The organism is uncultured Alistipes sp. (assembly GCF_902388705.1).
In the GTDB taxonomy this organism is placed as follows: domain Bacteria; phylum Bacteroidota; class Bacteroidia; order Bacteroidales; family Rikenellaceae; genus Alistipes.
This window is the reverse complement of sequence record NZ_CABMQJ010000051.1, coordinates 1-13,182: the sequence shown is the minus strand read 5'-3', so window position 1 is coordinate 13,182 and position 13,182 is coordinate 1. Positions and strand designations below refer to the sequence as shown.

Below are 13,182 nucleotides of genomic sequence, written 5' to 3'. Positions count from 1 at the left end.
GGGCCGCAGCCGGACGCCCAGGGCGCGGCGCACGGTCTTTGCAGCGGTGGACAAAGCCTCGGCGGCCGAATTGCGCCGCTGGGTGCGCAGTCCCGGACGGATGTGCTTCGCGGCGGTGGGCGATACGTGCTACGGTTATTATGCCGCACAGGCCGAGGCCGTGAAGACGCTTGCCGAGGCGCTGCCCGTGATTTACGCGGGTGTGGCGATGGGACAGGTTTTCAAGGGACGCCTGCGGCCCGATCCGGCGCTGGCTTTCTTCTGCGGGCTGGAGCGGGAGGCGGTGCCCGTGGCGGAACTCGGCGGCGACGAGGCGCTGCGTTACCTGCGCAAGCAGGAGGTGCCCGCAGAGGCGTTTGCCGAAGGGATGAACCTCGTGTGTGCCCGCGGACAGGCGCTCGGGTTTGCGAAAAGGATAGGCAACCGGGTGAACAACATGTACCCCAATTCATTGCGAATTATTAAACGATAGATATGGCCGAGAAACTTTTTTATTCGATGGGCGAGGTCGCCGAGATGTTCGACGTCAACGCGTCGCTGATCCGGCATTGGGAGTCGCAGTTCAGCGTTATCCGCCCCAAGCGTAACAAGAAAGGCAACCGCCTCTTCTCGCCGCAGGATGTCGAAAACCTGAAGCTGATTTACCACCTCGTCAAGGAGCGGGGCATGACCCTCGAGGGGGCCAAGAAGGCCCTCAGACAGCAGCGTGCCTCCGAAGGGGGCGTGCAGCGCGACGCCGAGCTGATGGAGCGGCTGCAGCGTATCCGCGCGCTGCTGGTCGAGGTGCGCGAGGACCTCAAGGCGGGCGAGGGCGAGATATTGGCCGATGCGGACGCCGACACTGCGACGGCGACGGCCGGCGGGGCGCAGGCTCCCCGCCGCAAATCGAAACCCGTGGTGAAAATCGGGCCGGAAGAGGCGGAGGCGGAGGCCGACCAGCCCGGGAAGCCTGTGGCGAAACGGCCCCGCAAGCCCCGCCGCAAAAAGGAGGAGGTCGAGCACAAGGAGTTGTTCGCCTTTTACGAACAGTCGCTGTTTTAGCCTCCGGAGGAGGGCAGACATGCGGAAATGTCAACGGTGTAATTAATATTCAGGAATCCAGCTTATGCTTATCCGCGAAATAACCGACGTTATCGAGCGCTTTGCACCGCTCTCGTGGCAGGAGTCGTACGACAATGCCGGGCTGATCGTAGGACGCCCGGAGGACGAGGTGCACAAGGCGCTGCTGGCCGTGGACGTCACCGACGAGGTGATGGCCGAGGCCGAACGCGAAGGGTGCGACATGCTCATCACGCACCATCCGATCGTGTTCCATGCGCTCAAGCGCTTCAACTCCGCCGACCAGGTGCAGCGCTGTGTCGAGCGGGCCATCCGCAGCGGCATTGCGCTCTACGCCTGCCATACCAACCTCGACAGCGCGCCGGAGGGGATGAGCTGGCGGCTGGCCGAAATGCTGGGCGTCGCGAACCTGCGCGTGCTCCAGCCGGCGCCTGCCGACGAAAAAATCGGTTTCGGGGTCGTGGGCGAGCTGCCCGGGGCGGTCCCCACGGTGGAGTTCATGCGCCACATCCAGCGCACGCTCGGCGTGCGCGTGGTGCGTCACAGCGACATCGCTTCGCCCGAGGTGCGACGCGTGGCGGTCTGCACCGGGGCCGGGGCTTCGCTCATCGGCGACGCGCGCCGTGCCGGGGCCGACATCTACGTTACGGCCGACATGAAGTACAACGACTTCATGACACCCGATAAAGCCCTCACAGTAGCAGATATAGGCCATTTTGAGAGCGAATATTGCGCAATTCAGATTTTATTTGATATTTTATCGAAAAATTTGCTTACCTTTGCGGTTCGCAAGAGTGAGGACTCTCGCAATCCGGTGAACTATTTGGTTTAAGTCTAAACTATAACATACTATATGGCAACACAGAAAAAGACTGCCGAGGTTGATTATTCGATGCAGGAAAAGATCCTGGCGCTCTACGAGCTGCAGAAGATCGACAGCAAAATCGATGAAATCAACAAGGTGAAAGGTGAACTGCCTCTCGAGGTGCAGGATCTCGAGGACGAGATGACCGGCCTGAAAACCCGTATCGACAACATCAATGCCGAGATCGAGGAGCTGAATACGCTCACCAAGCAGCGCAAGCGCGAGGTCGACCAGGCGAAAATCCTTATCGGGAACTACAAGGAGCAGCAGAACAACGTGCGCAACAACCGTGAGTTCGACGCCATCACCAAGGAAATCGAGTACCAGGAGCTGGAAATCGAGTTGGCCGAGAAGCGCCTCAAGGAGTACGCCGCCGGCGTCAAGGCCAAGAAACTCCAGTTGGAGGAGGCCGAGGCCGTAGCCGAAGGCCGTGCCGCCGACCTTGCCGCCAAGAAAGCCGAACTGGCGGGCATCGAGGCCGAAACCGCGCCCCAGGTCGCCGAGTTCGAAGTGCAGGCCGACCGCGCCAAGGCGAAAATCGACGAGCGCCTGCTGTCTGCTTACGGCCGCATCCGCCAGAATGTCCGCAACGGGCTGGCCGTGGTGACCGTCAAGCGCGACGCCTGCGGAGGCTGCTTCAACCGCATTCCCCCGCAGCGCCAGGTGGAAATCCGCCAGGGCAAGAAGGTGATTATCTGCGAGTACTGCGGACGTATCCTCGTGGCCGATCCCGACGAAGCGCTGGAATAGGCCCGGGTAAAAGGGCTGTCCGATAAATATCGAAATCACCCCGCGACAATTTTTGTCGCGGGGTGATTTCGTGAATGCGGATTTGCCCGACAGTTTTGTACCGCTCCGTACAGTCTTCTCGTGCAGTCCCGCACCTCGCGTTGTACTGCCTCGTGCGGTCTCCTTGCAGTCCCGCACATCGCATGCAGCTTCGTGCAGTCTTATACAGCCTTCGTATGGCATCGGCGAGCGGCGGTGCTGTCGGAGGCAGATGCGGTTGCGGGCCGCTGCGGGCTTACCAGCTTACTTCGTCGCCGAGGATTACTCCGTCGGCAGCGTCCGACGAATCGAACGACCCGGCCTTGTACTGCACGCAAATCATGGTCATGGGGCCCGTGCCGGTGTTGCGCAGCGAGCGGCGGCCGGCGGGCGACACCCTTATGACGCTGCCTTCGCCGACGGGGAAAACCGTTCCGTCGACCTGGAATTCCCCTTCGCCCCGGACGATGACGTAGAGCTCTTCGTGTGTTTTGTGCGTGTGCAGGAACCCGACACTGCCGCCGGACTCGAAGCGTTGGAACGACATTTCGGCGCCAGTCGCCTGTAAATCGCCTCCTACGAATACTTTGCCCGGAATCTCGACGCCCGGGGCCGGGGCCAGCGCATACCGGTTCAGTTCATCCATCCTGCCGACAGTCACGGCTGCGAAATTCGCACCTGCTGCCACTTTTTCCGTCTTTTTCATTTTTACAGTTGTTTTGTCGTTAAATCGGGTCGTGTTTGTTGAGGGCAAAGGTAAGGAGCGGATTCGAGGCGTGCAAGACGGTACGTTCAGGTATGTTGCTGACACCGAGGTAACTAATGCTGACTTTCAGGGACAACGGAGCCAAAAAAAATAAAACTTTTTTCGGCAGCGGGCGGCACGCCGTGCCCGCGGGAGGGGCGTGCCGGCATCGGCTGCCGTACGGTCGGGACAATGCGGCGGAAATTTTGCGAATCGAGGCTGCTGTCCGGACGGAATCTCCCGGTGCGGGCGCGAAACGGGGGCTGGTTTTTAAATATTTTTGTAAATTGGGGAATGTTAATTTATTAACATCAAAATCCTTCCGACTTTTATAAATAATCCTTAACTTTGCGAAGTTGTATTTCCCGACTAAAACTACTTGTAGATGAAAATAGCTATTGCCCAGTTGAATTACACGATCGGAGATATCGACGGCAACGCCTCGAAAATCATCGATTCCATCAACAAAGCGAAAGCGCAGCATGCCGACCTGGTTATCTTTGCCGAACAGGCCGTGAGCGGAACCCCGGCTTTCGATCTGCTGCGCAAGACCACGTTCCTCGAACTGTGTGAGGATGCGCTGGTCGAAATCGCATCGTGCTGCGACGGCATTGCGGCCATTGTGGGGCTGCCGATTCTGACGCGCGAGGGCACCATCAGCGCCGCGGCGCTGATACAGGACCGCAAGGTGCTGCGCTACGTGGGAAAGAAACACATCACCGCCCGCCGCGAAATGGGCTTCCTCGTTCCCTCGAAAGGGTATGAATACGCCACCATCAAGGGCCACAAGTGCGTCATCATCGTGGGCGACGACTTGAGCCGCGAGCGCGATTTCGACCAGTCGGTCGAAACCATCATCTCGATTAACGCCCGCAAATACGGCAAGGGGACGATGACCTACCGCTACGAAATGATGCGCAACCTGTCGTTCGTCGAGGCCAAGAACCTCGTGCTGGTCAATCAGGTGGGCGGTTCGACGGACATCGTTTACGACGGCACTTCGGGGGCTTTCAACAACCGGGGCGAGTTGGTGCTGATGATGAAGCAGTTCGAGGAGGATTTCCGGATTTTCGACACCAAGGCTGCGAACGGGCCCGTCGCGATTCCCTCGAACAACGACCGCACGCGGATGATCTACCAGGCGGCCTGTTGCGGCCTGCGCGACTTCTTCTGTAAGAACGGTTATAAAAAGGCCTGCATCGGCCTCTCGGGCGGCATCGACTCGGCCGTGGTGGCGTGCCTCGCGGCCGATGCGCTGGGACGCGAAAACGTCCGGGCGCTGCTCATGCCCTCGCAGTTCTCTTCGGACCATTCGGTCGAGGATGCGAAAAAACTGGCCGAAAACCTCGGCATCGAATACAACGTCATTCCCATTACCGAAATCTACACCAGCGTGGTGAACACCCTCAAGCCCGTCATCGGCGGCCGGGAGTTCGACGCCACCGAGGAGAATATCCAGACCCGCATCCGCACGGTGCTGCTGATGGCCGTGCAGAACAAGGCGGACTACATCCTGCTCAACTCCTCGAACAAGAGTGAAAACGCCCTGGGCCTTTGTACGCTCTACGGCGATACGGCGGGCGCTTTCAGCCCCACGGGCGACCTCTACAAGAGCGAAATGTACGACGTGGCGCGCTATATCAACCGCACGTTCGGCAACCCCATTCCCGAGAACATCCTCGACAAGGAGCCGTCGTCGGAGTTGCATCCGGGACAGAAAGACAGCGACATCCTGCCGCCCTACGAGGTGGTGGACGCCATCCTGTTCCGCATGATCGAGGAGGGACAGCACCGCGAGGAGATTGTCAACGCGGGCTTCGATTCCGAAGTCGTGGAGAAAATCCATGCCATGATTATGCGCAACGAGAAGAAACGCTACCAGTTCCCTCCCGTGCTGCGCCTGTCGATGTGCTCGTTCGGGCACGAACGGCTCATGCCGCTCACCAATAAATACGGCGATTAGGCGGTGTCCTCCCGAATCGAACATAGCGGCGTGGTAGAGCGTGCGGAGCGTGATACGGTCTATGTGAAGATCACCTCCCGCAGCGCCTGCGGCACCTGTAAGGCCCGCGAAGCATGCGGCCTGGCGGAGGCGCAGGATAAAATCGTCGTCGTCAGGACGGCGGGGGAGAAGTATGTGCCCGGAGAGCGGGTTACGGTCGGCGTCCGTCGCAGTGCGGGCGCTGTCGCCGTTATATTGGCCTATGTCGGCGCGCTGGCCGTGCTGCTGGCGGTGCTCGTCGTCGCGATTATGGTGGCGGGCTGGAGCGAGGGCCGCAGCGCGCTGGCCGCGCTTGCGGGCGTGGGCGTCTATTACTGCGCGTTATGGCTGTTCCGGCATAAAATCGAACACACAATTCATTTCTCAATAACTAAAAACTGATGGAAGTATTACTTTACACAATCCTGACGCTTTGCGCGCTGGGAGTGCTTTCCGCCGTGATTCTCTACTTCGTGGCCCGGAAATTCAGGGTCGAGGAGGATCCCCGGATCGACGAGGTGGAGAAGATGCTGCCGGGCGCCAACTGCGGCGGCTGCGGCTTCGCCGGATGCCGCGGCATGGCCGATGCACTCGTGAAGCAGGACGACATTTCGGCGCTCTTCTGCCCCGTGGGCGGCGGCGACTGCATGAAAGCGGTTGCGGCGTATCTGGGCAAGTCGGCACCGGAAAAGGAGCCGCAGGTGGCGACCGTACGCTGCGGCGGCACCTGCGACAAGCGCCCCCGCACCAACGATTACAACGGTGCCCGTTCGTGCGCCGTGGCCTCGTCGCTCTATGTGGGCGAAACGGGCTGCTCGTTCGGTTGCCTGGGATACGGCGACTGCGTTGCCGCCTGTGCGTTCGACGCTATCCGCATCAACCCCGCGACGGGGCTTCCCGAGGTCGACCCCGACAAGTGTACGGCCTGCGGCGCCTGTGTGAAAGCGTGTCCCAAACTGATTATCGAACTGCGCAAGAAATGGCCCAAAAACCGTGCGGTCTACGTGTCGTGCGTGTCGAAAGACAAGGGCGCCGTGGTGATGAAAGCCTGCAAGGCCGGGTGTATCGGCTGCGGCAAGTGCCAGAAAGTATGTCCGTTCGGCGCCATTACCGTCGAGAACAACCTCGCCTATATCGACCCGCAGAAGTGCAAACTCTGCCGTAAGTGTGTGAACGAGTGTCCTACGGGCGCTATCCGGCTGGTAGGCATGGATCCGCTGCCCAAGGCCCCGAAGGCCCCTGCGGCGCCTGCCGCCCCGAAGGCTCCTGCGGCTGACAAGGAGGCTCCTGCCGGGGCTTCGAAAGCGCCCGAAACCGGAAAATCCCCGGCTACGGCAACTGCCGGAACGGCGCCTGCCGCGGAGAAACCCGCAGTGCCGGCTGCCCAGGAAGCTCCGGCTGCAGCTCCGCAGACTCCGGCTGCCGAAGCTCCGAAAGCCGAATAAGTATCGTCAAATCAGAGAAACACAAGCTATGAAGACATTTCCGAAAGGCGGAGTCCATCCGTCGGAAAATAAATTGAGCGGCGCAAAGCCGATCGAGGCGCTTCCGCTGCCCGACGTGGTGACGATTCCGCTCGCACAGCACATCGGCGCTCCCGCCGTGGCCAAGGTCGCCAAGGGCGACAAGGTGGTGACGGGACAGCTTATCGCCGAAGCGGGCAGCTTTATGTCGGCCAACATCCACGCACCCGTTTCGGGTACGGTGACGGCCGTGGACATGGTGCCCAACGGCCAGGGCCTGCGCCAGATGATGATTACGATTAAACGCGAGGGCGACGAGTGGGCCGAAGGCATCGACCGCTCGGAGGCGCTCGTCAGGGAGTGCGCGCTCTCCGCACAGGAGATTATCGCGAAAATCAAGGACGCCGGCATCGTCGGCATGGGCGGTGCGACGTTCCCCACGCATGTCAAACTTTCGGTTCCTCCCGGAAAGAAAGCCGAAGCGCTCATTATCAACGGTGTGGAGTGCGAACCTTACCTTACGTCCGACCACCGTACGATGCTCGAGCACGGCGAGGAACTGCTCGTCGGCGTGACGATTCTGATGAAGGCGATTGCCGTGGACAAGGCCTATATCGGCATCGAGAACAACAAGCCCGACGCCATCGCGCACCTGCGCGGACTGGCCAAAGGATATGCGGGGATCGAAGTGGTGCCCCTCCAGGTGAAATATCCGCAGGGCGGTGAAAAACAGCTTATCGCCGCCGTTACGGGGCGTGAGGTGCCGCCTCCGCCCGCACTCCCGATTGACGTGGGTGCCGTGGTCTGCAACGCCTCGACGACCTATGCCGTCTACCAGGCCGTGCAGAAGAACAAGCCGCTCATCGAGCGTGTGGTGACCATCACGGGTAAGGGCGTCAAGGAGCCGAAAAACCTGCTCACCCGCATGGGTACGCCGGTTTCGGCGCTGATAGAGGCGGCCGGGGGACTTCCCGCCGATGCGGGCAAGGTAATCAACGGCGGCCCGATGATGGGCCGTGCGATGGTCAACCTCTCCTCGCCCGTGACGAAAGGCTGCTCGGGCATCACCGTCATGAGCGGCCGCGACGCGCAGCGCCGCGAGGCGTCGCAGTGTATCAAGTGCGCCAAGTGCGTGGCTGCCTGCCCGATGGGGCTCGAACCCTATTACCTCTCGAAGATGACGCAGAAGAAAGGCTGGGAGGCGCTCGAAGAGCAGATGATAACCTCGTGCATCGAGTGCGGCTGCTGCCAGGCTTCGTGTCCGTCGTACCTGCCGCTGCTGGACTGGGTGCGCCTCGGAAAACAGACCGTAATGGGCATTATCCGCGCACGCGCTGCAGCCCCGAAAAAGTAAATGAAAAAACAGGAAGATATTATGGCAAACAAACTTGTTGTTGCACCCGCACCGCACGTCCAGACTTCGCAGTCGACGGCCTGCATCATGCGCGACGTCGTGATTGCGCTGATGCCCGCGCTGGTCGTGTCGACCGTGGTGTTCGGACTGGACGTGCTGCGTGTCACGGCGCTGGCAGTGGCGTGCTGCGTACTGTTCGAATACCTTATTCAGAAATTCCTCGTCCGCGGCGCTTCGACCATCGGCAACTGGTCGGCGGTGGTGACCGGCGTACTGCTGGCTTTCAACCTTCCCGCCTCGATTCCGTGGTGGATTGTCGTTATCGGCGCATTCGTCGCCATCGCCGTCGCCAAGATGACGTTCGGCGGACTGGGCAAAAATCCGTTCAACCCCGCACTGGTGGGCCGCGTGTTCCTGCTGATTGCCTATCCCGTGCAGATGACTTCGTTCCCGATGCCCGTCAACGGCTCGTTCGACGCCCTGTCGGGCGCTACGCCGCTGGCTGCCGTGAAACACGGCGCTGCGGCCGACGTGCTGGGCGTGCAGGAGCTGCTGCTGGGCAACATGCCCGGTTCGCTGGGCGAGGTGGCCGCACTGGCGCTGCTCGCGGGCTTCGTCTACCTGCTGTGGCGCCGGGTTATCACGTGGCAGGTGCCCGTGACGATTCTCGGTACGATGGCCCTGTTCGCATTCGTCGTGGCGCTTGCTTCGGGTGCGGACGGCGCCGCGCTGTGGCAGCTTCCGCTGTTCCACGTGCTGGCCGGCGGCGCCCTGCTGGGTGCGATTTTCATGGCGACGGATTACTCGACCTCGCCGATGACCGTCAAGGGAGGCGTGATTTTCGGCATCGGCATCGGTGCCATTACGATGTGTATCCGCCTGTGGGGCGCATATCCCGAGGGCATGTCGTTCGCGATTCTCATAATGAACGCCGTGGTGCCCCTGATCAACAAATATGTCAAACCCAAACGCTTCGGCGTAAAATAGGAGTGGCGCAGTATGAAAAGTACACTTTTGAATATGACGGCCGTCCTCTTCGGCATCACGCTCGTGGCTTCGGCCGGGGTCGGCGCCGTGAACATGATTACGGCGGAGCCGATTGCCAAGGCCGAGCAGGCTGCCAAAGTCGCGGCCCTGAACGGCGTGCTGCCGGCTTTCGACGAAACCTCGTCCGAGGTGCTGACCATCGACGAGATGCCGGTTACGGTCTATACCGCCACCAAGGGCGGCGCGATTGCCGGCTATGCCGTGGAATCGATGACCAAGAAAGGCTTCGGCGGCGCCATCAACATGATGGTCGGATTCTCGCCCGCCGGGGAGGTTATCAATGTCAACGTGCTCAAGCAGACGGAAACCCCGGGCCTCGGAACCAAGATGGCCGATAAGGAGAACGTGCTGCTGAACAGCATCCAGGGGCAGAAACTCGAAGATAAAAAACTCGTCGACGGCAAGCTGGCCGTTACCAAGGACGGCGGCGACGTCGATGCGCTGACGGCGGCGACCATTTCGTCGCGCGCTTACGTCGATGCCATCAACCGTGCATGGATGGCCTACAAGAGCGTTGCCACGGGCGTGAGCCCGACCGACGTATCGTCCGGGGCGACTTCCGCGGCCGGGCAAACCGAAGAGCCCGCAGGGCAGAAAGGAGGGGAGCATGAATAAGCTGAACATTATATTGAGCGGTATCGTCAGGAACAACCCGACGTTCGTGCTGGTACTGGGCATGTGCCCCACGCTGGGAACGACGACCTCGGCCGAAAACGGCATGGGCATGGGACTGGCGACGATGGCCGTGCTGATTATGTCGAACCTCGTGATTTCGCTTATCAAGAACATCATTCCGGACAAGGTGCGCATTCCGGCGTTCATCGTCGTAATCGCCTCGTTCGTGACCGTCATCCAGATGCTGATGCAGGCGTACGTGCCTGCGCTGTACGAGTCGCTGGGCGTCTTCATTCCGCTGATTGTGGTGAACTGCATCATCCTCGGCCGTGCGGAGGCCTTCGCCTCGAAAAACTCGCCGCTGGACTCGATTCTCGACGGTGTCGGCATCGGACTGGGCTTTACGCTGGCCCTGACTGCCGTGGGCGCCGTGCGCGAGATACTGGGCAGCGGCGCCATCTTCGGCATCAGCCTCGGAACGGCCGACTACATGCCGCTCATCTTCGTCCTCGCACCGGGTGCCTTCCTCGTGCTCGGATACCTTATGGTGTTGTTTAACAAATTAGCCAAGAAATAGTTATGGAGCTTTCATATTTCGCAATCATCATCGGCGCCATCTTCGTCAACAACGTCGTGCTGGCGCAGTTCCTCGGCATCTGCCCGTTCCTGGGTGTGTCGTCGAAAGTCGAAACCTCGATGGGTATGGGCGCCGCCGTAACGTTCGTCATGGCTATCGCCGCCGTCGTGGCCTGGCTGATTCAGACCTATGTGCTGGTGCCGCTGGACATCGTCTACATGCAGACCATCGTCTTTATCCTCGTCATCGCGGCGCTGGTGCAGATGGTGGAAATCATGCTCAAGAAACTCTCGCCGTCGCTCTACCAGGCACTGGGTATCTTCCTGCCCCTGATTACGACCAACTGCGCCGTGCTGGGCGTGGCGATTCTGATGATACAGAAAGAGTTCGACCTCCTGCAGAGCGTCACCTATTCGGTGGCCACGGCCCTCGGCTTCGCCCTGGCGCTGGTGCTCTTCGCGGGAATCCGCGAGCGCCTCGATTTCGAGGACGTGCCCGGGGCTTTCCGGGGCGTGCCCATCGCGCTCATCACGGCCGGCATCCTGGCCATGGCGTTCATGGGATTCTCGGGGCTGGTGTAACCGCTGTATTCCGAAACGGAGGAGGTTGTCCTGACGGCAACCTCCTTTTCATTTTTCGCCCTGTCGCCGCCGGCGGACCTTTCGCAGATTGTGTACCCCATGTTACAGGGCCGGAGCAAGGTGCGGCGGTTGTGTTTTATGGTGTCGGCAAATTGTTCCGTATTTCTTTTCCGGGGGATGCCGACCTGTCGGCAAAGTTTTGTCATTTTACAATATTTTTGTCCGGAACGTTCGTTTCTTGCGGGCAAAATAGTTATTTTTGTCCCAATAATCATAAAACCCGAATCGAAATGAAGGATGTCATCAAACTTCACGACAAAAATTTCAGGATCATGATCCCCGCCGCGAAAATCGACCAGGCCGTCGAGGCCGTGGCCCGGCGTATCAACGAGGATTATCGCGACAAGGAAACGCCGCTGTTCGTAGGAGTCCTGAACGGTTCGTTCATGTTCATGAGCGATTTGATTAAGAAAATCGAATTCAACAACGAGCTTTCGTTCGTGAAACTGGCTTCGTATGACGGAACCTGCTCGTCGGGCTGTGTCAAGAGCCTTATCGGGTTGAACAACAGCATCGAGGGCCGCCACGTGATTATCGTCGAGGATATCGTCGATACGGGGGAGAGCATCGAATACATGATGTGCGAGCTGAAGACGCACAAACCCGCGAGCATCGAGGTCTGCACGCTCTTTTTCAAACCCGGTTCCTACCGCAAGAAACTGCCGATCAAATACCGCGCGATGGAGATCGGCAATGAGTTTATCGTAGGGTACGGCCTCGATTACGATCAGCTGGGCCGCAGCTTGAAGGATATTTACGTAGTCACCGAATAATGGCGTTCATAACGGATAACGACCTTTTGGACGGAGGGCGCCTGCTGCCCCTCGTCGAGGATTTCTATACCATCCAGGGCGAGGGATTCCATGCCGGGAAACCCGCCTATTTCATCCGCCTGGGCGGGTGCGACGTAGGGTGCCGCTGGTGCGACGCCAAATATACGTGGAATCCCAAACTCTATCCGCCCACGGACGTGCAGACGGTGATCGGCCGTGCCACGGCGTGTCCGGCGCAGGCAATCGTCATCACGGGCGGCGAGCCGCTGCTCTACCCGCTGGGCGTGCTGACCGAAACGCTGCACGAGCGGGGTTTGCAGATATTCCTCGAAACCTCGGGTACGCATCCCTTCAGCGGCCGTTTCGACTGGGTGTGCCTGTCGCCCAAGCGCCAGCAGCCTCCGCTGGATGAAGCCTATGCACGGGCGCACGAGCTGAAGGTGATTGTCGAAAGCGCGGCCGATTTCGACTGGGCCGAGCAGAACGCCGCGCGCGTCGGCGACGGGTGTATCCTCTACCTGCAGCCCGAGTGGAGCGTTGCGGAGCGGATGATGCCCGCGATTGTCGAATATGCCAAGGCGCATCCGAAGTGGAACATCTCGATTCAGACCCATAAATACATGCACATACCCTGATGAGTTTCGACGTAGGCAGAAAGTTCTGGATCGCCGCCACGGCTATCATCGTCGTTGTCACGCTGTTCGTGGTGGGACGGAACTCCCTGCATGCGGTGAAGATAAAACGGCAGATCAACGCCCTGAACCGCGAGAAGGCCCATTACCAGGCCAAAATCGGGCAGGACAGCACGTTGCTCGAACAGTTGCAGTACGACGATTACCTCGAGCAATACGCCCGCGAGAAGTACCACATGCAGCGGCGTGACGAGCATGTATACATCATCAGGGAGTAACCGAATCTGCCCGGAAAGACGACGGCGGCCCGAAGGCCGCCGTTTTTGTTTCAATAGTGCGTGTATCCGTGCCAGTCCAGCGTCCGGGGCGCGCCGTTTTCGAGCCATACCAGCTCCCCCGTCTTCGTGATGCGGCCGACGGGGTAAAGCGGCGTGCCGAAGCGGGTGCGGAAATCGGCGGCGAGCTGTCCGGCGGCGGCCGCGTCGGCGGTGAGCAGGAGTTTGTAGTCTTCGCCCCCGCAGGCGGCGGTTTGGGTGTCGGCTCCCGCAGCGGCCGGAATCCGGTCGGTGTCGATTTCGGCGCCTGCGCCCGAGCGTTCCATGATATGGCGGATGTCCGAGGCCAGCCCGTCCGAAATGTCCATCATGGCGTGCACCTCGGGC

General features: G+C 60.2%; 16 protein-coding genes and 1 pseudogene. 15 read left to right on the top strand and 2 right to left on the bottom strand.

Annotated elements, in window-relative coordinates; all coding sequences use genetic code 11:
• The 4 genes and pseudogenes from QZT71_RS10240 to QZT71_RS10225 form a co-directional block, all read left to right on the top strand.
• A pseudogene (locus tag QZT71_RS10240) lies at positions 1 to 472 on the top strand (rRNA cytosine-C5-methylase); the annotation flags it as partial.
• 2 nt (positions 473 to 474) lie between these two features.
• Positions 475 to 1,041: a MerR family transcriptional regulator gene (locus tag QZT71_RS10235; protein ID WP_295915739.1), complete on the top strand. Its 567-nt coding sequence runs from the start codon at positions 475 to 477 to the stop codon at positions 1,039 to 1,041.
• Between the two features lie 64 nt (positions 1,042 to 1,105).
• Positions 1,106 to 1,891: a Nif3-like dinuclear metal center hexameric protein gene (locus QZT71_RS10230; protein ID WP_295915737.1), complete on the top strand. Its 786-nt coding sequence runs from the start codon at positions 1,106 to 1,108 to the stop codon at positions 1,889 to 1,891.
• 21 nt (positions 1,892 to 1,912) lie between these two features.
• The gene (locus QZT71_RS10225) at positions 1,913 to 2,674 is read left to right on the top strand and encodes a C4-type zinc ribbon domain-containing protein (RefSeq protein ID WP_295915734.1); all 762 of its coding nucleotides are present in this window, start codon (positions 1,913 to 1,915) and stop codon (positions 2,672 to 2,674) included.
• A gap of 274 nt (positions 2,675 to 2,948) precedes the next feature.
• Here the strand turns inward: QZT71_RS10225 and QZT71_RS10220 are convergent, their stop codons facing one another.
• Positions 2,949 to 3,398 carry a cupin domain-containing protein gene (locus QZT71_RS10220; protein WP_295915731.1) on the bottom strand — a complete coding sequence of 150 codons (450 nt, stop codon included), beginning with the start codon at positions 3,396 to 3,398 and terminating at the stop codon, positions 2,949 to 2,951.
• Between the two features lie 424 nt (positions 3,399 to 3,822).
• Between QZT71_RS10220 and QZT71_RS10215 the strand changes: the two genes are divergently transcribed.
• The 11 genes from QZT71_RS10215 to QZT71_RS10165 all read left to right on the top strand — a co-directional run bounded on the left by QZT71_RS10215 (position 3,823) and on the right by QZT71_RS10165 (position 12,798).
• Positions 3,823 to 5,400, top strand: a complete 1,578-nt coding sequence (locus QZT71_RS10215) for an NAD+ synthase (RefSeq protein WP_295915729.1) — start codon at positions 3,823 to 3,825, stop codon at positions 5,398 to 5,400.
• A gap of 3 nt (positions 5,401 to 5,403) precedes the next feature.
• Positions 5,404 to 5,820 (top strand): SoxR reducing system RseC family protein, encoded by a 417-nt coding sequence (locus tag QZT71_RS10210; protein WP_295915728.1) that lies wholly within the window; start codon positions 5,404 to 5,406, stop codon positions 5,818 to 5,820.
• Positions 5,820 to 6,863: a Fe-S cluster domain-containing protein gene (locus QZT71_RS10205; protein WP_295915727.1), complete on the top strand. Its 1,044-nt coding sequence runs from the start codon at positions 5,820 to 5,822 to the stop codon at positions 6,861 to 6,863. Before QZT71_RS10210 ends, QZT71_RS10205 begins: the two co-directional genes overlap by 1 nt.
• Before the next feature lie 28 nt (positions 6,864 to 6,891).
• A complete protein-coding gene (gene rsxC, locus QZT71_RS10200; protein ID WP_295915725.1) occupies positions 6,892 to 8,235 on the top strand; it encodes an electron transport complex subunit RsxC in 1,344 nt (447 codons plus the stop codon).
• A 21-nt stretch (positions 8,236 to 8,256) separates the two neighbouring features.
• Positions 8,257 to 9,222 carry an RnfABCDGE type electron transport complex subunit D gene (locus QZT71_RS10195; protein WP_295915724.1) on the top strand — a complete coding sequence of 322 codons (966 nt, stop codon included), beginning with the start codon at positions 8,257 to 8,259 and terminating at the stop codon, positions 9,220 to 9,222.
• 12 nt (positions 9,223 to 9,234) lie between these two features.
• Complete coding sequence (locus QZT71_RS10190) at positions 9,235 to 9,897, top strand: RnfABCDGE type electron transport complex subunit G (RefSeq protein ID WP_295915722.1); 663 nt, start codon at positions 9,235 to 9,237, stop codon at positions 9,895 to 9,897.
• The gene (locus QZT71_RS10185; RefSeq protein WP_295915721.1) at positions 9,890 to 10,474 is read left to right on the top strand and encodes an RnfABCDGE type electron transport complex subunit E; all 585 of its coding nucleotides are present in this window, start codon (positions 9,890 to 9,892) and stop codon (positions 10,472 to 10,474) included. The genes QZT71_RS10190 and QZT71_RS10185 overlap by 8 nt, the downstream gene beginning before the upstream one ends.
• Positions 10,475 to 10,476: 2 nt before the next feature.
• Positions 10,477 to 11,055, top strand: coding sequence for an electron transport complex subunit RsxA (gene rsxA, locus QZT71_RS10180; RefSeq protein ID WP_295915720.1), 579 nt, complete (start codon positions 10,477 to 10,479; stop codon positions 11,053 to 11,055).
• A 290-nt stretch (positions 11,056 to 11,345) separates the two neighbouring features.
• The gene (gene hpt, locus QZT71_RS10175) at positions 11,346 to 11,888 is read left to right on the top strand and encodes a hypoxanthine phosphoribosyltransferase (protein WP_295915719.1); all 543 of its coding nucleotides are present in this window, start codon (positions 11,346 to 11,348) and stop codon (positions 11,886 to 11,888) included.
• Entirely contained in the window at positions 11,888 to 12,523 is a 636-nt protein-coding gene (locus QZT71_RS10170) for a 7-carboxy-7-deazaguanine synthase QueE (RefSeq protein WP_295915718.1), read from the top strand. The genes hpt and QZT71_RS10170 overlap by 1 nt, the downstream gene beginning before the upstream one ends.
• The gene (locus QZT71_RS10165; protein ID WP_295915716.1) at positions 12,523 to 12,798 is read left to right on the top strand and encodes a septum formation initiator family protein; all 276 of its coding nucleotides are present in this window, start codon (positions 12,523 to 12,525) and stop codon (positions 12,796 to 12,798) included. Before QZT71_RS10170 ends, QZT71_RS10165 begins: the two co-directional genes overlap by 1 nt.
• A 50-nt stretch (positions 12,799 to 12,848) precedes the next feature.
• On the opposite strand, the gene QZT71_RS10160 is transcribed toward QZT71_RS10165, so the two are convergent.
• Positions 12,849 to 13,182, bottom strand: a 334-nt coding sequence (locus QZT71_RS10160) for an AIR synthase-related protein (protein ID WP_295915714.1), incomplete at its 5' end; no start/stop codon positions are given.